Source organism: Limosilactobacillus reuteri (assembly GCF_002254085.1).
GTDB classification, from domain to species: domain Bacteria; phylum Bacillota; class Bacilli; order Lactobacillales; family Lactobacillaceae; genus Limosilactobacillus; species Limosilactobacillus reuteri_K.
Map to the genome: position 1 here is coordinate 52789 of NZ_NGPY01000003.1, position 20221 is coordinate 73009.

General features: G+C 39.2%; 19 protein-coding genes and 1 other annotated feature. Of the genes, 16 read left to right on the forward strand and 3 right to left on the reverse strand.

The features are described 5' to 3' along the window. The first annotated feature begins 11 nt into the window (after positions 1–11). The 11 genes from CBG10_RS00960 to galU all read left to right on the forward strand — a co-directional run bounded on the left by CBG10_RS00960 (position 12) and on the right by galU (position 11002). The gene (locus CBG10_RS00960) at positions 12–1343 is read left to right on the forward strand and encodes a DEAD/DEAH box helicase (protein WP_094502009.1); all 1332 of its coding nucleotides are present in this window, start codon (positions 12–14) and stop codon (positions 1341–1343) included. A gap of 250 nt (positions 1344–1593) precedes the next feature. Further along, positions 1594–2004: a ComF family protein gene (locus tag CBG10_RS11390; RefSeq protein WP_225359844.1), complete on the forward strand. Its 411-nt coding sequence runs from the start codon at positions 1594–1596 to the stop codon at positions 2002–2004. A gap of 131 nt (positions 2005–2135) precedes the next feature. Continuing rightward, complete coding sequence (gene hpf, locus CBG10_RS00970) at positions 2136–2684, forward strand: ribosome hibernation-promoting factor, HPF/YfiA family (RefSeq protein ID WP_003666382.1); 549 nt, start codon at positions 2136–2138, stop codon at positions 2682–2684. A gap of 210 nt (positions 2685–2894) precedes the next feature. Beyond that, a complete protein-coding gene (secA, locus tag CBG10_RS00975) occupies positions 2895–5258 on the forward strand; it encodes a preprotein translocase subunit SecA (RefSeq protein WP_003666386.1) in 2364 nt (787 codons plus the stop codon). 81 nt (positions 5259–5339) lie between these two features. Next, positions 5340–6456, forward strand: a protein-coding gene (gene prfB / locus CBG10_RS00985) for a peptide chain release factor 2 (protein ID WP_191980874.1) whose coding sequence is annotated in 2 segments (ribosomal slippage) — positions 5340–5411 and positions 5413–6456 — 1116 coding nt in all. Because the reading frame shifts where the segments join, the coding sequence is not laid out codon by codon here. A 29-nt stretch (positions 6457–6485) separates the two neighbouring features. Beyond that, positions 6486–6821, forward strand: coding sequence for a PspC domain-containing protein (locus tag CBG10_RS00990; protein ID WP_019252145.1), 336 nt, complete (start codon positions 6486–6488; stop codon positions 6819–6821). Next, positions 6821–7177: a phage holin family protein gene (locus tag CBG10_RS00995; protein WP_003670462.1), complete on the forward strand. Its 357-nt coding sequence runs from the start codon at positions 6821–6823 to the stop codon at positions 7175–7177. The genes CBG10_RS00990 and CBG10_RS00995 overlap by 1 nt, the downstream gene beginning before the upstream one ends. Positions 7178–7190: 13 nt before the next feature. After that, the gene (gene hprK / locus CBG10_RS01000; protein ID WP_094502003.1) at positions 7191–8153 is read left to right on the forward strand and encodes an HPr(Ser) kinase/phosphatase; all 963 of its coding nucleotides are present in this window, start codon (positions 7191–7193) and stop codon (positions 8151–8153) included. After that, positions 8154–8981 (forward strand): prolipoprotein diacylglyceryl transferase, encoded by an 828-nt coding sequence (gene lgt, locus CBG10_RS01005; RefSeq protein WP_094502001.1) that lies wholly within the window; start codon positions 8154–8156, stop codon positions 8979–8981. Positions 8982–9006: 25 nt separating this feature from the next. Further along, entirely contained in the window at positions 9007–10023 is a 1017-nt protein-coding gene (locus CBG10_RS01010; protein WP_094511365.1) for an NAD(P)H-dependent glycerol-3-phosphate dehydrogenase, read from the forward strand. 64 nt (positions 10024–10087) lie between these two features. Further along, positions 10088–11002 (forward strand): UTP--glucose-1-phosphate uridylyltransferase GalU, encoded by a 915-nt coding sequence (gene galU / locus CBG10_RS01015; RefSeq protein ID WP_003666398.1) that lies wholly within the window; start codon positions 10088–10090, stop codon positions 11000–11002. A 68-nt stretch (positions 11003–11070) separates the two neighbouring features. Here galU and CBG10_RS01020 read toward each other — a convergent pair whose 3' ends face one another. The 3 genes from CBG10_RS01020 to CBG10_RS01030 are packed head-to-tail and all read right to left on the reverse strand — an operon-like array spanning position 11071 to position 14089. After that, the gene (locus CBG10_RS01020; RefSeq protein ID WP_094511366.1) at positions 11071–11805 is read right to left on the reverse strand and encodes a LutC/YkgG family protein; all 735 of its coding nucleotides are present in this window, start codon (positions 11803–11805) and stop codon (positions 11071–11073) included. Beyond that, complete coding sequence (locus CBG10_RS01025; RefSeq protein ID WP_094501994.1) at positions 11798–13285, reverse strand: LutB/LldF family L-lactate oxidation iron-sulfur protein; 1488 nt, start codon at positions 13283–13285, stop codon at positions 11798–11800. The genes CBG10_RS01020 and CBG10_RS01025 overlap by 8 nt, the downstream gene beginning before the upstream one ends. Continuing rightward, entirely contained in the window at positions 13286–14089 is an 804-nt protein-coding gene (locus CBG10_RS01030) for a (Fe-S)-binding protein (protein ID WP_179225405.1), read from the reverse strand. A gap of 253 nt (positions 14090–14342) precedes the next feature. Between CBG10_RS01030 and trxB the strand changes: the two genes are divergently transcribed. From trxB to CBG10_RS01055, 5 genes are all read left to right on the forward strand, one after another. Next, positions 14343–15275, forward strand: a complete 933-nt coding sequence (trxB, locus tag CBG10_RS01035; RefSeq protein ID WP_094504035.1) for a thioredoxin-disulfide reductase — start codon at positions 14343–14345, stop codon at positions 15273–15275. 101 nt (positions 15276–15376) lie between these two features. Further along, positions 15377–16540, forward strand: a complete 1164-nt coding sequence (locus CBG10_RS01040) for an ArgE/DapE family deacylase (RefSeq protein WP_094511368.1) — start codon at positions 15377–15379, stop codon at positions 16538–16540. After that, positions 16512–16752, forward strand: a binding site (T-box leader). It overlaps the preceding gene by 29 nt. Before the next feature lie 47 nt (positions 16753–16799). Further along, positions 16800–17684, forward strand: a complete 885-nt coding sequence (locus tag CBG10_RS01045; protein ID WP_094511369.1) for an amino acid ABC transporter substrate-binding protein — start codon at positions 16800–16802, stop codon at positions 17682–17684. A gap of 45 nt (positions 17685–17729) precedes the next feature. Further along, positions 17730–18236 (forward strand): acyl-CoA thioesterase, encoded by a 507-nt coding sequence (locus CBG10_RS01050; RefSeq protein WP_094511370.1) that lies wholly within the window; start codon positions 17730–17732, stop codon positions 18234–18236. Positions 18237–18325: 89 nt separating this feature from the next. Continuing rightward, positions 18326–20053: a phospho-sugar mutase gene (locus CBG10_RS01055; protein ID WP_094511372.1), complete on the forward strand. Its 1728-nt coding sequence runs from the start codon at positions 18326–18328 to the stop codon at positions 20051–20053. Positions 20054–20221: the final 168 nt, after the last annotated feature.

A 20221-nucleotide genomic window follows, 5' to 3' on the forward strand; every position in this document is an offset into this window, starting at 1 on the left:
GGAGGTGAATAATGGATTTAGACAATTATTATGGGCGACGAGTCTTAGTTCCGCGTCATGAGTTGATACAATCAGGAATTCAAGAACTACCAACAATTAGAATCGATACTGCGAATATTAGATGTTATCGCTGCAATTATGTCACAGAAAAATCGCTGGGTGCTTTGCCACGAGGTGAGTTTTATTGTCCACATTGCATTAATCTTGGTCGTGTTTCAACGTTAAATAAATTTTATCATGTTCCAGAGCCAAATCAATTTACGGTTACCGAACCGGTGTTGACCTGGAAAGGAAAATTATCGCCTCTTCAGCAACAAGCTTCAGAAAAAATTTCCCAGGGAATGGCTGATCATGTTCAGCAATTGTTATGGGCAGTTACGGGTGCCGGGAAGACTGAGATGATGTTTGCGGGGATCGCTGCAGCAATTAAACGTGGTGAAAGAATCGGAATAGCTTCTCCACGAGTAGATGTCTGTTTAGAATTATTTCCTCGTTTAAAAGCTGCTTTTGCTAATTGTGATATTGCTCTTTTACATGGTCGACAAGAATTACCTTATCATTATGCTCAATTGACTATTTGTACAACTCATCAATTACTTCGTTTCTATCATGCTTTTGATAATTTAATTATTGATGAAGTAGATGCCTTTCCGTACGCTGCTAATGCTTCGTTATTATATGCAACAAAGCAAGCAATAAAAAAGAATGGAGGATGTCTATATTTAACCGCAACCCCAGGAGATGCTTTGCTCCGAGAAATCAAAAGTAAACGATTGATTGTTAATTATTTACCTCTTCGCTATCATGGGCATTTACTTCCAGAAATAAAAGTTAGACTAGCTTTTGGATGGAGGCGACGATTAGAACGCCATCAATTACCCCCGCAAGTTATTCAACAGTTGCAGAAAACGCTAAAAGAAGGCCACCGCTTTTTGTTATTTGTTCCTCATATTGCTGATTTAGCATTAGTCAAAGCTGCATTACAGCATTCTTTTACAACTTTCCGCTTTGCTACTGTTCATGCAAGTGATCCGCAGCGGTTAGAAAAGGTACAAAAAATGCGTGATGGTGATTATGACTTTTTAGTCACGACTTCTATTCTTGAACGAGGGGTTACTTTTCCGGAAATTGATGTCTATGTTTTGGGTGCTGATGATCCAGTCTTTTCTTCATCAGCATTAGTACAAATTGCTGGTCGCGCTGGCCGTGCACAAAGTCGACCAACTGGACGAGTTGTTTTTTGGATTAATTGTAATTGTCACCAAATTAACCAAGCTGTTTCCCAGGTGAAGTATTTGAATCAGAAAGGTCAAAGGTTGATAGATGAATTGTCTCCTATGTAATAAAAAAATAACTTTCCAGCTAACTTTGAAAGAGATTTTTGGCTTTCGTGAAATTATCACGCCAGTAGTTTGTACTCAATGTAAGGAAAGATTTGTATGCTGGGGTGATCGAGGATGTACAGGATGCGGTAAAGAAAATGTTAATAAAAATGGTTTCTTATGCTCAGACTGTCAAACTTGGGGGAAAATTTACGGCTGGAACTTGCATCATCGAGGATTATATCGGTATAACGAGGCAATGAAAGAGTATATGCAACGTTATAAATTTAATGGCGATTACCGTTTGCGAATGGTGTTTCAGCGCGAATTTAGTAAAGTAGTTAATGAACAGAAAACGGATTTAATTGTCCCAATTCCAGTAACGTCTACAACGATGCAAACGCGCGGCTTTAATCAAGTTATTGGTCTATTACGAGAAGTATCTTACCAACCGATCTTACGAACTAAAGCAAGTTCAAAAGTAGCGCAATCAAGTAAGACTAAAGAAGAACGACTTACAACTAAGCAACCATTTATTCTTGAATCTCCAGAAAAAGTAATTAATAAACGAATCCTTTTGGTTGATGATGTCTATACGACGGGGAGGACGTTATACCATGCAGCGGTACTTTTCAAACAAGCCGGCTGTAAAGAGATTGGTAGCGTTTCACTGGCACGTTAAATTCTTCTTAAGATGCATTAATAAAGTTTGTTAATTAACACAAACTAATCTATAATAAAAATAGGATATGAGAAGAGTGGTCCTTCTGATATCAGATCAAGCAGTTGCTTGGCTGAAAGGAGAGAAGTACAATGTTAAAGTTCAATATTCGTGGTGAAAATGTCGAAGTTACTGAGTCAATTCGTGATTACGTTGTAAAGCGAATCAGCAAGCTTCAAAAGTTCTTTGAAGATAGTGTTGAAGCTACCGCCCACGTGAACTTAAAAGTTTATCCAAACCGGACGTACAAGGTTGAAGTAACAATTCCACTTCCGTACCTAACGTTGCGGGCAGAAGAGACTTCTAATGATATGTATGGAAGTATTGACTTAGTTACAGATAAGCTTGAACGGCAAATCCGGAAGTACAAGACGAAGGTTAACCGTAAGTCACGTGAAAAAGGCCTAAAGAACCTTGAATTCATCTCATCTGATAATGATGGAGCAGATGAACAAGATGATGAATTAAAGATTGTACGGACGAAGCAAGTTTCATTAAAGCCAATGGATCCTGAAGAAGCTGTCCTTCAAATGGATATGCTTGGACACAATTTCTTTATCTTCCAAGATGCTGAAACTAATGGTACAAGCATTGTTTACCGTCGTAATGATGGTCGTTATGGCTTGATTGAAGCTGAATAGTCAATGCCAATATGAAGAGCGCGGATGAGAAATCATTGGCGCTTTTTATATCTTATAACTTATAGCCACCTTGTAATATCCATACTAATAATTTTTATTTATACCATGAACGTGGTAAAATGTTATGGTTAGAGTAAAAAATATAATTGGCTTGAGTAGTACTTTTTTATTGATTTTGGACTTAAGCCAGAAAGTAGGAAGGACGCTTTTATGGCCAATATTCTAAAAAAATGGATTGAAAGCGATCGTCGTGAATTACGGCGAATTAATAAAATAGCAAATAAAGTAGAAAGTTATGCTAAACAGATGTCTGAATTGACTGATGAACAACTTCAGGCAAAAACTGATGAATTTCGGGAACGTTATAAAAAAGGTGAATCCTTGGATCATATGTTGCCAGAAGCATTCGCGGTTTCTCGTGAAGGTGCTAAACGGGTTCTTGGACTTTATCCATTCCATGTTCAAATTATGGGAGGAATTGTTCTTCACGAAGGTAATATCGCAGAAATGCGGACTGGTGAAGGTAAGACATTAACTGCCACAATGCCGGTTTACCTTAATGCGATCTCGGGAAAAGGTGTTCATGTTATTACTGTTAATGAATACTTGTCAAAGCGTGATGCTACCGAAATGGGACAGCTTTATAATTGGCTTGGGTGTTCTGTTGGTATTAACAATTCAGAGATGAGCCCTGATCAAAAACGAGAAGCATATAAAGCTGATATCATGTATTCCACTAATAGTGAAATTGGATTTGATTACCTTCGTGATAACATGGCTGTTTACAAAGAAGACCAAGTCCAACGTGGGTTAAACTATGCTTTAGTTGATGAGGTGGATTCAATTTTAATTGATGAAGCGCGAACACCGTTAATCATTTCAGGACCAGGAACGGGAACTTCTAAGTTATACAAACAGACTGATCGGTTTGTTAAGCAGTTAAAGAAAGATGTTGATTACAAGATTGATCTTGAATCAAAGACGGTTTCATTAACTGATGAAGGAATTAAAAAAGCTGAAAAATACTTCAACTTAAAGAACCTATATGATCCAGAAAATACTGCGTTGACCCACCACTTGGATCAGGCTTTGCGTGCTAACTATATCATGCTTTTGGATAAGGATTATGTGGTTCAAGATGGTGAAGTATTAATTGTTGACTCCTTTACTGGACGTGTAATGGAAGGTCGGCGTTTCTCTGATGGCCTGCACCAAGCTATTGAAGCCAAAGAAGGCGTAGAAATTCAAGAAGAAAATAAGACAATGGCTAACATTACATACCAGAACTTATTCCGGATGTATAACAAACTGGCGGGGATGACTGGTACTGCTAAAACTGAACAAGAAGAATTCCGTGAAATTTACAATATGGAAACTATTACTATTCCAACTAACCGTCCCGTTCAGCGGAAAGACGAGCCTGACTTGCTTTATCCAACATTACAAAGTAAGTTTGCAGCTGTTGTCGATCGGATTAAGAAACTTCATGCTAAAGGGCAACCAATTTTAGTTGGGACAGTTGCTGTTGAAACTTCTGAATACCTATCTCAACTTCTTGATAAAGAGAACATTCCGCATGTTGTTTTAAACGCTAAGAATCACGCTAAGGAAGCGGAAATTGTTAAAAATGCTGGTCAAAAAGGTGCAGTAACTATTGCTACCAACATGGCTGGACGGGGTACAGATATTAAATTAGGCCCTGGAGTACGTGAAATTGGTGGACTTGCAGTTATTGGTACTGAACGACATGAATCACGGCGGATTGATAATCAGCTTCGTGGACGTTCTGGACGGCAAGGTGATCCTGGTTTATCACAATTCTACCTATCGCTTGAAGATGATTTGATGAAGCGATTTGGTGGGGACCGGATCAAAGCCTTCTTAGAACGGATGAAGGTTAATGATGAAGATGCTGTCATTAAAAGTCGTTTCTTAACTCACCAGGTTGAATCAGCTCAAAAGCGGGTTGAAGGTAACAACTATGATTCACGGAAGAACGTTCTTCAATATGATGATGTTATGCGTGAACAGCGTGAAATTATCTATAAGGAGCGGCAACAAATTATCACTGAAGATAAGTCGTTGAAGTGGGTCCTTATGCCAATGTTTAGAAGAACAATCCAGCGTGAAGTTGATCAACATACCCTTGGTGACAAGAAGGATTGGGATTTACAAGGAATTGTTGACTTTGCAGAAGAAGTCTTAATCAAACCTGATACCATCACAGTTAAAGATCTGGAAGGTAAATCACCTCAAGAAATGGTGGATTACTTGATGACATTTGCCCAGGGAGTCTATAAGGAAAAGCAAAAGCAACTTTATGATCCAGCACAAATGCTTGAATTTGAAAAGGTTGTTATTTTGCGGGTGGTTGACTCACATTGGACTGATCACATTGATATCATGGACCAATTCCGGCAGTCAGTTGGGTTACGTGGATATGGACAATTAAATCCATTAGTTGAATACCAAACAGCTGGTTATCATATGTTTGAACAAATGATTGCTGATATTGAGTATGAGACTACCCGACTCTTCATGAAGTCAGAAATTCGGCAAAATGTAACACGTTAATTGTTAATTACTACTAGGTACGGCAGTAAGGTAACCCATGGCGGTACCGCTGCCGTATTGTTGTATAACGGAGGTTTGATTGTGGAATTAAGCGAAGCAAAAAAACAAGTAGAATCAATGCAAAAAGAAGTTACGCACTTCGGGAGGTCTCTTTGACCTTGATGCACTAGATGAACGCATTGCGGAAATTGAACAAGAAATGGCTCAGCCAGACTTTTGGAATGACAATGAGCAGGCACAAAAGGTCATTGCGGAAAATAATATTTTAAAAGAAAAGCGGGATACCTTTGTAAATTTACGTGGTCAGATTGGTGATCTTGAAACATCGATTGAATTACTCACGGTTGAACCGGACGATGATTTACAAAGAGATTTTGAAGTATCATTTACAAAAACACAAAAGGCTTTAGAACAGTATCGATTGACGCAACTTCTTGATGGGGAGTATGACGCTAAAAATGCTATCTTAGAAATTCATCCGGGAGCAGGTGGTACCGAAGCCCAAGATTGGGGTGAAATGCTTCTGCGGATGTATGTTCGTTGGGGTGAGCAGCATGGTTTCTCTGTTGAAACAGCGAGTTATGAGGCCGGTGATGAAGCTGGTATCAAAAGTGTTACGCTGCTAATTAAAGGGCATAATGCATTTGGTTATCTTCGTAGTGAAAAGGGAGTCCATCGACTTGTTCGAATTTCCCCATTTGATGCGGCCGGTCGGCGCCATACATCATTTGCTTCGGTTGATGTAATGCCAGAGTTGGATGATAGTGTTGAAGTTGATATTGATCCGTCAGATTTACGAGTTGATACTTTCCGGTCTAGTGGTGCTGGTGGTCAGCATATTAATAAAACAGAATCTGCTGTTCGAATTACGCATATTCCAACCGGGATTGTAACCTCTTCTCAAGCCGAACGATCTCAACTCCAAAACCGAGTGACTGCAATGAATATGTTAAAATCAAAGTTGTATGAACTAGAAGAAGAAAAGAAAGCTAAAAAGCGGGCAGAAATTGAGGGCGAACAACTTGATATCGGTTGGGGTTCTCAAATCCGTTCATATGTTTTTCACCCATACACCCTAGTCAAGGATAACCGAACTGGCTATGAAACACATAATGGACAAGCTGTAATGGACGGGGAACTTGATCCATTTATTGATGCTTTCTTACAATGGAAACTTAGTCAAAAGAATCCTCAATAATTTATTTAGCTTGGAAGGAAGTGAGTAAAGTGCGCGAAAGTCAACATAAAAGATTAACTCGCTCAGGATCAGATCGAATGATAGCTGGTGTATTTGGCGGAATTGGCCAGTACTTTAAGATTCAGCCAAATATTTTACGTATTTTATATGTCTTACTGACTATTTTTACCGGTTTTGTTCCGGGCATTATTATCTATATTATTTTGATAATAATGATGCCTGCTGATCCGCAAAAGCCCGATTTACTAGGATTCCTAAAGTCCTTTAGTGAATCACAAAAAACCTCTCAGCAGCCTCACCAACGTTCTCGACGGACTTTAACGAATGTCGAGGAAAAAGACATTAAAAGAAATGGAAGATCATGATGGAATTTTGGAAACGAGTATTAATTGATACAATCCTTTTTATTGCCCTTGCTGGTTTATTTGCCGGAACAGGAATGTTTTATATCACAAGTGCTTGGATTGCACCATTGGCAAGCTTTGTTTTAGCAATTTTGAACGTTGCTATTAAGCCAATTTTAGTAATTTTATCGTTGCCGATTAATATTTTGACTCTGGGCCTTTTTAGTGTTGTAATTAATGGAATTATGCTACAACTAACATCGATGCTTGTCGGGTCGGCAAACTTTCATTTTTCGTCATTTGGTTCTGCAATGTTGATTGCAATTATCATGGCAATCTTCAATGCAGTTATCACAAGCCACGAGGATAGATTGTAAAGGAGTGGAAAAAATGCCAAACAATGTAACGGTGCAAGAATTAGTTGATAAGGTCCGGTTAAAAGTCTTACAAGGAGAAGATTACCTCCAACGCAAGATAACAACTAGTGATATTTCACGGCCAGCTCTTGAATTTGCAGGATATTTCAAGCATTATCCCGCAGTACGGATTCAATTGTTAGGAATTACCGAAACCTCATTTGCTAAAGATTTAACTCATGAGCAACGTGAGGAATACATGACAAAAATGTGTATGCCACAAACACCATGTTTTGTTATCTCAACTAATTTGCCGATTCCTAAGGAGCTAAAGAAGGCGGCTGAAGATGCAAAAATTCCAATTTTGGGAACGCACTTAACCTCTTCTCAAATATTAAGTAACATGACTTCTTACTTACTGGAACGTTTGGCACCACGAAAATCTCTCCATGGTGTATTAGTTGATATAAGTGGGGTTGGAGTGCTCATTACTGGTGATTCGGGAGTTGGTAAGAGTGAAACCGCGTTGGAACTTGTGCGTCGTGGACACCGACTGATTGCTGATGATCGAGTAGAAGTTTACGCCCGTGACGAACAGACCTTGGTAGGGACTGCTCCGCAAATTTTAAAACATTTAATGGAAATTCGTGGAATTGGAATCATTGATGTTTCTACTCTTTATGGAACAGGGGCAATTATGCCTTCTGATCAAATCAGTTTAATTGTACATCTCGAAACGTGGACTCCAGATGTACAATTTGATCGTCTTGGTGATCGTGGAGATACCCAAACAATTCAAGGTGTTATTGTGCCTAAAGTTTCTGTCCCAGTTAAAATTGGTCGTAATTTAGCGATTATTATTGAATCAGCCGCAATGAATTATCGGGCCGAGACAATGGGCTATGATGCTACCGAAACATTTGATCGAAACCTTAACCAGTTAATTAAGCAGAATTCGGAACGTGATAGTAAGAATAATAAGGGGTCGGCAAACTAGATGATTAATCAAAGAATAAGAGCTGCCTTAAACCCAATTGCATTCCAAGGTGGTCCGTTTACTATCCATTGGTATGGCGTAATTATTGCTAGTGGGGTAGTTTTGGCTCTTTTATTAGCTGTTCGTGAAGGAAAGAGGCTGGGAATTTCTGAAGATGATTTTTATGATTATCTTCTATGGGCGCTTCCGATTGCGATAATTTGCGCACGGATTTACTATGTCGTATTTCAGTGGAGCTATTATTCCCAGCATCCAAGTGAGATTATTGCTATCTGGGATGGTGGGATTGCAATATATGGAGCAATTTTAGGGGGCTTTATTGTTTTACTTGTCTTTTGCCATTATCGTCACCTATCTAGTTGGTTGATGATGGACATTATTGCCCCAACCCTTATCATGGCTCAAGGAATTGGCCGATGGGGTAACTTTATGAACCAAGAGGCATTTGGTGATATAACGACGCGGGCGCATTTAATGGCTCAGCATATCCCGAATTGGATAATAAACCAAATGTATATTGGCGGTCACTATCGAATTCCAACGTTCTTATATGAGTCATTATGGGATTTAACTGGTTTTGCATTATTAATGTTACTTCGCCATCGCAAACACTTATTTCGTCGCGGGGAAATTTTCTTAACCTATGTAATGTGGTATGCGTTTGGCCGGTTCTTTATTGAAGGTATGCGAACTGATAGTTTAATGATTGGAAATATTCGCATTTCACAGTTACTTTCTGTAGTGTTTTTTGTTAGTGCATTAGTAATACTAATAATTCGACGTTATAAAAATATTCCGTGGTATTATAACGGAATAAACAAAAATTAATTGAATTGGAGAAGGAGAAAAAATTATGGCAGAAAAAATTGCTGTTTTAGGTGCTGGTTCGTGGGGTAGTGTTTTAGCAAACATGCTTACAGAAAATGGCCACGATGTAACATTATGGTCTCGTAATGAGGAACAAGTTAAGCAATTAAATACTGAACATACAAATCCTCGCTACATGAAAGATTTTGTTTATTCTACTAAATTAACAGCAACAACGGATATGAAAGAAGCTGTTAAGGATGCCAGTGTGGTCCTGATTGTAATTCCAACAAAGGGTCTTCGTGAAGTTGCTAAGCAATTAAATGCAATTTTGACTGAATTACATCAAAAACCGTTAATTATTCACGCAACGAAAGGCTTAGAACAAAATACTTATAAGCGACCATCGGAAATGCTTAGCGAAGATATTTCTCCTGAAAACCGTCAGGCAATTGTTGTTTTATCAGGTCCAAGTCATGCTGAAGATGTGGCGATTAAAGATATGACAGCTGTAACCGCGGCTTGTGAGGACCTGGCCAGTGCTAAAAAGGCGCAGAAGTTATTTAGTAATTCTTATTTCCGGGTTTACACTAATGACGATGTAATTGGTGCCGAATTTGGCGCAGCCTTAAAGAACATTATTGCAATTGGTGCTGGAGCTATTCAGGGACTTGGTTATCATGATAATGCACGGGCAGCATTAATTACTCGTGGACTTGCAGAAATTCGTCGATTGGGGGTTGCTTTTGGTGCCAACCCGATGACTTTTATTGGTCTTTCTGGGGTTGGTGACCTTGTTGTTACTGCTACCAGTAAAAATTCTCGAAATTGGCGTGCTGGTTATCAATTGGGACAAGGAAAAAAGCTTCAAGATGTAATTGATAATATGGGAATGGTTATCGAGGGTGTCTATACTACCAAGGCCGCTTATGAATTGAGTCGTAAACGACAAGTACAGATGCCAATTACCGAAGCTCTTTACCGTGTTTTGTATGAAGGCGAAGATATTAAAACTGCAATTTCTCAATTAATGGACCGAGATCTTACTTCAGAAAACGAATAAATATGGTAAAATGCTAGAGGATGGATATTGAGAGAAATTGAAACATGGAAAGGGTTTTATAAGTATGAAACGTGTTAGAAAAGCCATTATTCCTGCTGCTGGTTTAGGAACTCGTTTTCTTCCGGCAACCAAGGCATTGGCAAAGGAAATGTTACCAATTGTTGATAAGCCAACGATTCAATTTATCGTTGAAGAAGCGCGCAAATCAGGAATTGAAGATATTGTTGTTGTTGATGGAAAGAATAAGCGGTCGATTGAAGACCATTTTGACTCTAATCCAGAGTTGGAAGATAATCTTCGTTCAAAACACAAGGACGAGATGTTAAAGATGGTTGAAGAAACAACTGATGTTAATATTTACTTCATTCGTCAATCTCATCCTCGTGGTTTAGGGGACGCTGTTTTAACTGCTCGTGATTTTATCGGGGATGAACCATTTGTTGTTATGCTTGGGGATGACCTTAATAACATTAACAACAAGAATGAAGCTTTAACAAAGCAATTAATTGAAAGTTATAACCAAACTGGCGCATCTACTCTTGCAGTTATGCGGGTTCCACATGAAGATACTGCAAAGTATGGTGTAATTAACCCTAGCAAGGAAGTTACGCCAGGACTTTATAACGTAACTAGCTTCGTTGAAAAGCCAGCTCCTAAAGACGCACCAAGTGATTTAGCAATCATTGGTCGGTATGTCTTTACTCCAGAAATCTTTGATGTATTAGCAAAGACTAAGCCTGGCAAGGGCGGCGAAATTCAATTAACTGATGCAATTGATACTTTGAACCAAACTCAACGGGTATTCGCTCGTGAATATAAGGGTGACCGTTACGATGTTGGTAATAAGTTTGGCTGGGTTAAGACAAACATTGAATATGGTTTGGAACACCCACAAGTTAAAGAAGAATTGCGTGAATACATTAAGGAATTAGGTGCAAAGCTTGCTGCTGAAGATAAGCAAAATAATTCTAAGAAGTAAGACTAGCATTAGCCTTTTAACAAAATAAACCTTCAAGATTCGTTATAGGGATCTTGAAGGTCTATTTTTTACATATCTTCAACAACGACATATTCCATATCAAGCGGGCCATGAACACCAACGATTAGCACCATTTCAATATCACCAGAATTAGATGGGCCGGTAATAAAGTTGATGTTTGATGTTTGTAAACTACCATCCTGAATTGCTTTTTGATAATAATCCATTGCTTGCCGTGAACGTGGTAAAATTTTGCTTTTTGGTACAATAGCTAGGTAATGGGTTGGAAGAAAATGAAACATCCGTCCTTGTTGTGGGTAGGTTGCAACGGTTACGGTCCCTGACTCGGCTAATAGAAAGTCCGCAAAACCAATTGCCCCATCACTGTTATTTGCATTTATAATGTTTTGCCGTCCAAATTCAGGCTCCCAATAGTAAATAGGATCTACTCGCAAATTATCCTGCCATTTCCCCAATGAATAATCTTGCCATTTCTCTTCATCAAAGGAGGGCAGCATTAAACTTTTAATCTCTTTTTCTTGGATAAAATCATTAAGAGTGTGGCCAAGGTCGGCTGATTTAACAACATGGAAATTAACATGAACTTCTTCACTATTTTTGCGCGCAAGTTCAAGAAGTTCATCCTGACTTTTTCCAGCAAGGGTAGTTTCTGGCAGATCATTAACGGGGACAAATGGGTCCTCAGCAAGTGTATGACGAGGACGATTGGCAGCCTTTGCAATTCGATTTAAGAAGTCTTCTTGATTCTTAGTAGTGTTTGCTTCTTGTAAGTAATCAGTCATTTCCCTGTTCCTCCTCTTCTTCATAATGGTGGTACCAATGACGGAAATTTTGATGATACTTCGGCGGAACAGCGAGATCACGAACATCTACCCAGCCATGAGCTAGTTTAGGAGCAATTGCGGGAAGGTGGTTAATTTTACCATCTGGATAAAGGTTTTTAATGTCCTCAGGAGTTGTTTTCTTGCCAAATGGCTCAAGAGCAATATGAGCAAATCGCATTGCATCATTAAAAAGCGTAGGGGAGCTGGTCCCTTTACCAACTGCCTTCAAAAGAGCATTCGAAGGACTATGATCTAAATGAAGCTCATCCATTTCTACATAACGGTGATGACGAATTAACTCATGAAGGGGAATTTTAACAGGACAAGTTTCTGTACAAGCAGCACATAGACTACATGCATAGGGTAATTCCTTGAATTCTTGATAACCGCCTAAAATTGGGGAAAGAACTTCACCCATTGGTCCTGGATAAATCGATCCATAGCCCTTTCCACCGACTTGCCGGTAAACGGGGCAAACATTTAAGCAAGAACCACAACGGATACATTGGAGCATTGGTTCAAAATCAGAGTTCAGCATCTTAGAACGACCATTATCAACAATGACAACATAGAAGTCATCTGGTCCATCGGCTTCACTTGCTTCCTTACCTTTCGAAAAAGTACAGTAACTAGTCAATTTTTGGCCCACCGCGCTTCGACATAAAACGTTGTCAAGGACTTCAGCTTCTTTCAAGCTTGGCACAATACGCTCCATCCCCATGACTACAACTTGGGTTTGAGGAATCGCCATACTTATATCAGCGTTTCCTTCGTTTGTGACCAGGTTAATCATCCCGTTATCAGCAATCGCAAAGTTACAGCCAGTAATGCCAAAATCAGCTTGCATAAAGTAATTGCGGAGATAGTGACGGACAAACCTAGCCATATGTTCAGGATCATTGTCACCGTCATAGCCAAGTTTTTCAAATACTTTTTGAATTTGATTGCGGTTTTTATGCAGAGTGGGGAAAACAATATGTGTTGGTTCATCCCAATTATCCTCTTGCAAAATAAATTCAGCTAAATCTGTTTCCATTAATGAAAGTCCAGGGATCGTTAATAGTTCTTTATCAAGGCCAATTTCTGTAGTGACCATTGATTTTGATTTAACAACGTGATGAGCTTGCTTTTTGATTGCTAATTGTTTAATAAAGGCACTTGCTTCGTCACCATCCTTGGCAAAGAAAACATGACCACCATTTTTTTGAACGTTGTCACTGAATTCTTCCAAGTAATCAGGAAGGTGCTTAATAACATGTTGACGAATTTCGGCAGAGAGATCACGCCAACCTTCCCAATGACCTAGCTGGCGGCGCGCTTCTGTTCGTTTTTGGAATTGAGCATCTTGTGCTTTAGCAACAGATGCTCGCATAAATTTATCGGCTTCTGCGTCTTTGATCCGTTCCGTAAAAGGCTTATCGCTTGTGGCTATTCCCATCTAAAACACCCCGTTTCCGTTTGCTGGTACCATTACATGATCCGTATCTTTGACATAAGTGATCCGGCTAGTGTCAACGTTATGGTTAAGAACCTCAGCAATATGCATAATCGTAATATGAGAGCCATCACGGCGACGGTTAATTCGTCCACCGATGTTCATTAAACATGTTTGCTCACAAGCGATAAGAATATGTGCTTTCGTCTTCAAAACATTATTTGCTTTATCATCAACCATCGCTTCAGAGAGAAGGGGTTCTTTAGCAGAGAATGTTCCACCAAAGCCACAACATAATTGAATGTTATGAAGGGGAATAAGTTCGAGCCTCTTAACATGTTCTAGAAGAACAATTGGTGCCGTACGTTCCCCAAGAAGACGAGTCATGTGACAAGAACGGTGAAAGGTTGCTGTATCATCCAGTTCTGCACCGCAATCAAGAATACCGAGAACCCGGTAAATAAATTGCGTTAGTTCAAAAGATTTATCATAAAGAATTTGTGCTTTCTTCGCATATTCTGGATCATCTTTGAAAATGTTTTTATATTCGTGAAGCATGGCGACACACGATCCAGATGGGCCAACAATATAATCAGCATCGATACTTAAAAGGGCGTCGAGTTGATTTTTAAATGTAGCGATTGTTTCGCGATCATAACCACTATTATAAGTTGGTTGTCCGCAACAGATTTGTTTATCGGGGAAAACTGTTTCGCAACCAAAACGTTGAAGAAGTTCAACCGTTGCTTTCCCAACATCTGGATAAAGCAAATCAACAATACAAGTAGAAAAAATACAGACTTTCATACATGCGTGCATTAGTTGGATGCACTTCGCCTCCTTAAAAAATATAATTACTTATCATAATAAGTATAACTCAAATATGATAACATTAGGATTGAAAACGATTTGATTGTTTAAATTCTCTATATAAAATTATAATATTAGTTATAGTTCGATAAAGAATATTACCGATAAAAAGTAAGCTAAACGATAGACAAAAAGATCCAAAGTCGGTATGATATGGATAGTAAAAAATTATTCGAGGAGGAAGAGAGAAATGGCTGAAAGTAAGCAATATGATGTTGTAATCATTGGTGCCGGTCCTGGTGGAATGACCGCAGCAATGTATGCCTCACGTGCAAACCTGTCTGTCTTGATGCTTGATCGTGGAATTTACGGCGGAAACTTGAATAATACTGCTGAAATTGAAAACTACACAGGATTCAAAAGTGTTAAGGGTCCTGAACTTGCCCAACAAATGTATGAAGGTGCAACTCAATTTGGTGCAGAATATGCTTATGGAACAGTAACTAAAGTAGAGCTTGATGGTGACTTAAAGAAGATCACTACTGACATGGATGAAACATATACTGCAAAGGCGGTTGTTATCGCTACTGGGTCTGACCAACGTCACCTCAATGTTCCAGGAGAAGAAGAATTTGGTGGCCGTGGTGTTTCGTACTGTGCGGTTTGTGATGGAGCTTTCTTTAAAGAAAAGCATCTTATCGTCGTTGGCGGTGGTGATGCGGCTGTTGAAGAGGGAGTTTACTTAACGCAATTAGCTTCCAAAGTAACAGTGCTTGTTCGTCGTGATGAGCTCCGGGCTGAACCAATTATTCAAGCAGAAGCGATGAATAATGACAAGATTGAGTTTGTTTATAACACGAGTGTGACTGAAATTATTGGGGATGATATTAAAGTAACAGGTGTTAAAACTCATAATAATAAGACTGGTGAAGATGGTGAAATGGCTGCAGATGGTGTCTTCATTTATGTTGGTAATTTCCCAATGACAGCTGCTTTTAAGAATTTAGATATTCTTGATGATCAAGGCTGGGTAAAGACTGATGAGCGAATGCGGACAGCAGTACCAGGTATTTTTGCCATTGGGGACGTTCGTGAAACACCATTACGGCAGGTTGCAACAGCTGTTGGTGATGGAGCGATTGCTGGACAGCAAGTTTACCAATACATTAAATCGATGGATTAATAAAAAAAGGTGTTAGAGAAAAGCTCTAGCATCTTTTTTTATTTAGTGGTATAGTTTTGATTAAAATTTCGTTAGAAAAGGAGGGTGATTACCATTGGAAAATGATGAAAAAAATAAAACTATTACAGAAGTTAATTCAGATTGATACAGTAAATGGTAACGAAAAGGACGAAGCAAGTTATATTAAAAGGGTCTTAGAAGATCATCATATTTCCTGTGAATTAGTTCCTTTTGCACCCAACCGCACCAATCTAATTGCGGAAGTTGGTGATGAAAAAGGGCCGGTACTCGCTCTTTCTGGACACTTAGATACGGTAGCTGCAGGTAATTTCCAAAAATGGACATATCCGCCATTCGCTGGTCAATTAGTAGACGGTAAAATCTATGGTCGGGGAGCAGTCGACATGAAGTCAGGATTGGCAGCCATGGTGGGTGCTTTAATTGAGCTTCAAGAAGCAGATTTACTAAAACATGGTAAGGTGCGCTTGATTGCCACCGTTGATGAAGAGGTTGGAGGAAAAGGCTCTCTTGAACTTACTAATCAAGGATACGTACACGATGTTGATGCAATGATCATTGGAGAGGCTACTACTGGTCAAATTGAGTATGCCCACTGTGGCTCCTTTGATTATATTGTTGAATCTTATGGGAAATTAGCCCATAGTTCACAACCAGAATTAGGAGCAAATGCTGTTACAAATCTAGTGAAATTTATCAATAAAGAATCACGGGCATTTGACGATGCAGCAGTAAGTCCCACCCTAGGAAAATTAATTCATAGTGTGACTGTCTTTCATGGTGGTGACCAGTTAAACTCAATTCCTGATTTTGCCTATTTAAAGGGAAATGTGCGCACGATTCCAGAATGCGATAATGTGGCGACGCAAAAAAGATTACAGGGTATTATTGATGAGTTAAATAAGGAGCCTAAAATCCAATTGAAATTAAAGGTTGCTGCCAGCTTTATGCCAGTGGTTACAAATAAGCAAGATCGCTTTATTGCCCTTGCTCAAACAGCAATTAAAAAAGTTAACGGCAGGCAACCAGATGTAGTCATTTCTCATGGCGCAACGGATGCATCTCGTTATGTTTTGGACAACCATAAATTTCCAATAATTGAATACGGACCAGGAATTGAAAAACTATCGCACCAAATTGATGAACATATTGCGCTTGATGATTATTTAACTGCTCAGCAAGCTTATGTTGAAATTGCTAAACAATATTTGAATAATACTAAATACGATGAACAGGCTAGTAGTTAAGCATGATTGTACAGAGACTCCGGTTGGTGGAAAGGGAGCTTTTATGTTAATGAATCACACCTGGGAGTAAAGATTTTTTGATTGAAAGAAGAATCCGGGAGTCACCCGTTATCACAAAGAGTTTCGTCGCAAATGACTGAACTTAATGAGGCAGTTGCTGTGAGGTAGCTGTGAAAAAAGGTGGCACCACGCATACTAAATACGTCCTTTGAAGATTTATTCTTCAAGGGGCGTTTTTTTGATAAAGGAGAAGATAAACATGAAGGAAAAGATAATTAATTTCGGCTTAGTTTTGATATTACTATTACCTTTATTTGTTTTTGCAAGTGGCTTTAAGATTCAAAACGAGAATTACCGGGCGAACCACACTGATACGTGGGAAAGAATAAAGAAGCGGGGAACATTACTTATCGGGGTTGATGATACTTTTGTTCCAATGGATTTTCGGAAGAAGAATGGTCAACTGGTTGGTTATGATGTTGATTTATCCCGCGCAGTTGCGAAAGTTTTAGGATTGAAAGCTGATTTTCAGTCAATTGATTGGTCAATGAAGGAAACCGAATTAAAAAATGGCACAATTGATTGTATTTGGAACGGTTATACAGCTACTCCTTCCCGACAAAAACGAATTGCATTTAGTCGGGTTTATGAACTCTCTGGGCAATCATTAGTGGTGCGGAAAAATAGTAAAATTAAAAATTTCAAGGATATGAAAGGAAAGGTATTAGGAATTCAAGAAAGTTCAACCGCTCAAACTGATTTTGACAAATATCCTCAAGTATTGAAGAGGCTAGTTAAAGGACAAAAGCCAATTCTTTATCAAGATAACTCAAGTGCTTTTATGGATCTGCAAGCAGGCCGAACACAAGGCGTACTTGCCGGCACTGTCTATGCAGGCTATTACGCCACACACATCGCTAATAGCAATAATTATAAATTGATTTCAGCGACAAAGTATCCTGCAGACCGGGTTGCGATTGGAATGAGGAAAGGAGACTGGACACTTATTAATAAAATTAACTATGCTCTTGGGGTTCTACAAAAAGATGGCACCTTACGACAGATTAATAAAAAATGGTTAGGGATTGATAGCGATTATCTTGGCCCGGTTGATGAATTTCAAAAATCCAACAATAATCGTTAATGATTTGCTAAAATTTAATATAACAAGGACTAAGGAGGTTTTTTAATGGGTGCAATCAAATGTAATGATACATTAGCGGTGTCAATTCATCGGATTCGTAATTCAGATTTGAACGAACACGGGACAGTATACGGGGGACGAATCTTGGAATTAATTGATGGTCAAGCTTCGGTAGCAGCAATGCGGGTAGCTCGGACAACGGTTGCAACAGTAGCAATGGATGATATTCAATTTTTACGACCATTTGACCTTCAAGATTCGATGTGTATGGAAGCTTATGTGACAGGCTTTGGTAAACGATCTATTGAAGTGTTCACAAAAGTAATTGGTGAGCACTTAATGACCGGTGAACGATTCCTCGGTTTTTATTGTTTTATGACTTTTGTAATTCTTGATCCTGAAAAGCAAACAGCATTTAATGAATTAATTCCGGAAACTGAAGAACAAAAGACGTTAATGGCAACATATTCTCAACGTGTAAAGCAACGCCAAATTCAGCGGCAAAAACAGCAAGAATTTCTGCCTCATATTTCAATTTCCAAGCCATGGTAAAACTTTAGTAAACTTTTAAGTAAAAAGCGACAGATAAGATTTTATGCGGTATACTAAAAAGCAGAGTATGACATAAAGGAGACATTATTGTGAGCTGGAAAGATACTTATAAGGTTTGGCAAGAACGAACAGATCTTGAACCAGACTTAAAGCAAGAATTAGCTGCAATGAACGACGATAAAGAAATTGAAGATGCTTTTTATGGTCCGCTATCATTCGGAACTGCAGGAATGCGAGGACTGATGGGACCAGGAATTAACCGGATGAATGTTTACACTGTCCGTCAAGCAACTGAAGGTTTGGCAACTTTAATGGATTCATTGGGAGACGATATTAAAAAACGAGGAGTTGCTATTGGTTACGATTCTCGGCACAACTCCCGTAAATTTGCTCATGATGCTGCTCGTGTATTGGGGGCTCATGGGATTAAGGTTTACATCTATGATAATTTACGCCCAACGCCTGAATTGTCATTTGCAGTTCGTCACATGAGAACTTATGCGGGGATCATGATTACCGCTAGTCATAACCCTAAGGAATACAATGGTTACAAGATTTACGGTGAAGATGGTGGGCAGATGCCACCTAAAGAATCTGACATGATGACAGGTTACATTCGTAAGATTGATGATATTTTTGATATTGCTTTAGCTGATGAACAAGAGATGCTGGACAATGGTTTAGAAACAATCATGGGTGAAGATGTCGATGCTGCATACCTTGCTAATGCCAAGGGTGTAACTGTTAATCCCGAATTAGCTAAGGAATACGGTAAGGATATGAAGTTTGTCTTTACCCCATTATGCGGAACTGGCCGAATGCTTGGTGAACGGGCATTGCGTCAAGCTGGTTTTACAAATTATGAAATGGAACCAACCGAAGCACAACCAAATGGTGACTTCCCTGGCTTGGAACATCCTAATCCAGAATTCCCAGAGGCTTTTGTTCGTTCGATTGCTCTTGGTAAAAAGGTTGGTGCAGACGTATTGATCGCCACAGACCCGGATGCTGACCGGCTTGGATGTGCAGTTCGTCAACCAGATGGTGAATATCAATTGCTAACTGGTAATCAAATTGCTTCCATCATGCTTGCCTATATTCTCGAGGCGCATAAACAAGCGGGAACCTTACCAAAGAATGCTGCTGCGGTAAAATCAATTGTTTCTACTAACTTCGCTGCTAAGATTGCAGAAAGTTACGGCGTTGATATGATCAATGTTTTAACTGGTTTCAAGTGGATTGCTGACCAAATTCATCAATATGAGACTGGAAAAGCTGACCATACCTTTATGTTTGGTTTTGAAGAAAGCTATGGTTACCTTATTAAGCCATTTGTTCGGGACAAGGATGCTATCCAATCCTTAACGTTACTTGCTGAGGTTGCCGCTTATTACCGTAGTCGTAATATGACCCTTTACGATGGCTTACAAGAATTGTTTAAGAAGTACGGCTACTTCCGCGAAAAGACAATTGCTAATACTTATGCTGGTGTTGATGGTCCAGCTAAGATTAAGGCTTTAATGAAGAAGTTTAGAGAAGAAGCCCCAACTCATTTTGCTGGTCACCAAGTAGTAGTTACAGAAGACTTCGCTAATGGGACTAAAACTACAGCTGATGGTAAAGTAAGTGAATTAGGTATCCCAGAATCAAATGTATTGCGTTACATTCTTGATGATGATACTTGGATTGCTATTCGTCCATCTGGAACTGAACCAAAGCTTAAATTCTACATTGGTACAAGTGCCGATACCTTAGATAAAGCAAATGAAAAATTAGCTAATTTCGAAAAGGCTTTACAAGAATTTGCTGAGGAATAAAGACAGAGACTGTTGAAAAAAGAAAGTTTTTCAACAGTCTCTGTTTGTGCGCCCGGCATGGGTATTAGCTAGGCGGTGAAAGTCCGCTATGGGCCGTAGTAGTCGGAACCATGAGCTGAGGACAAGGGTGTCCGTCGTGAGACGGAATCTGAAGGAAGTCTAAGGCAA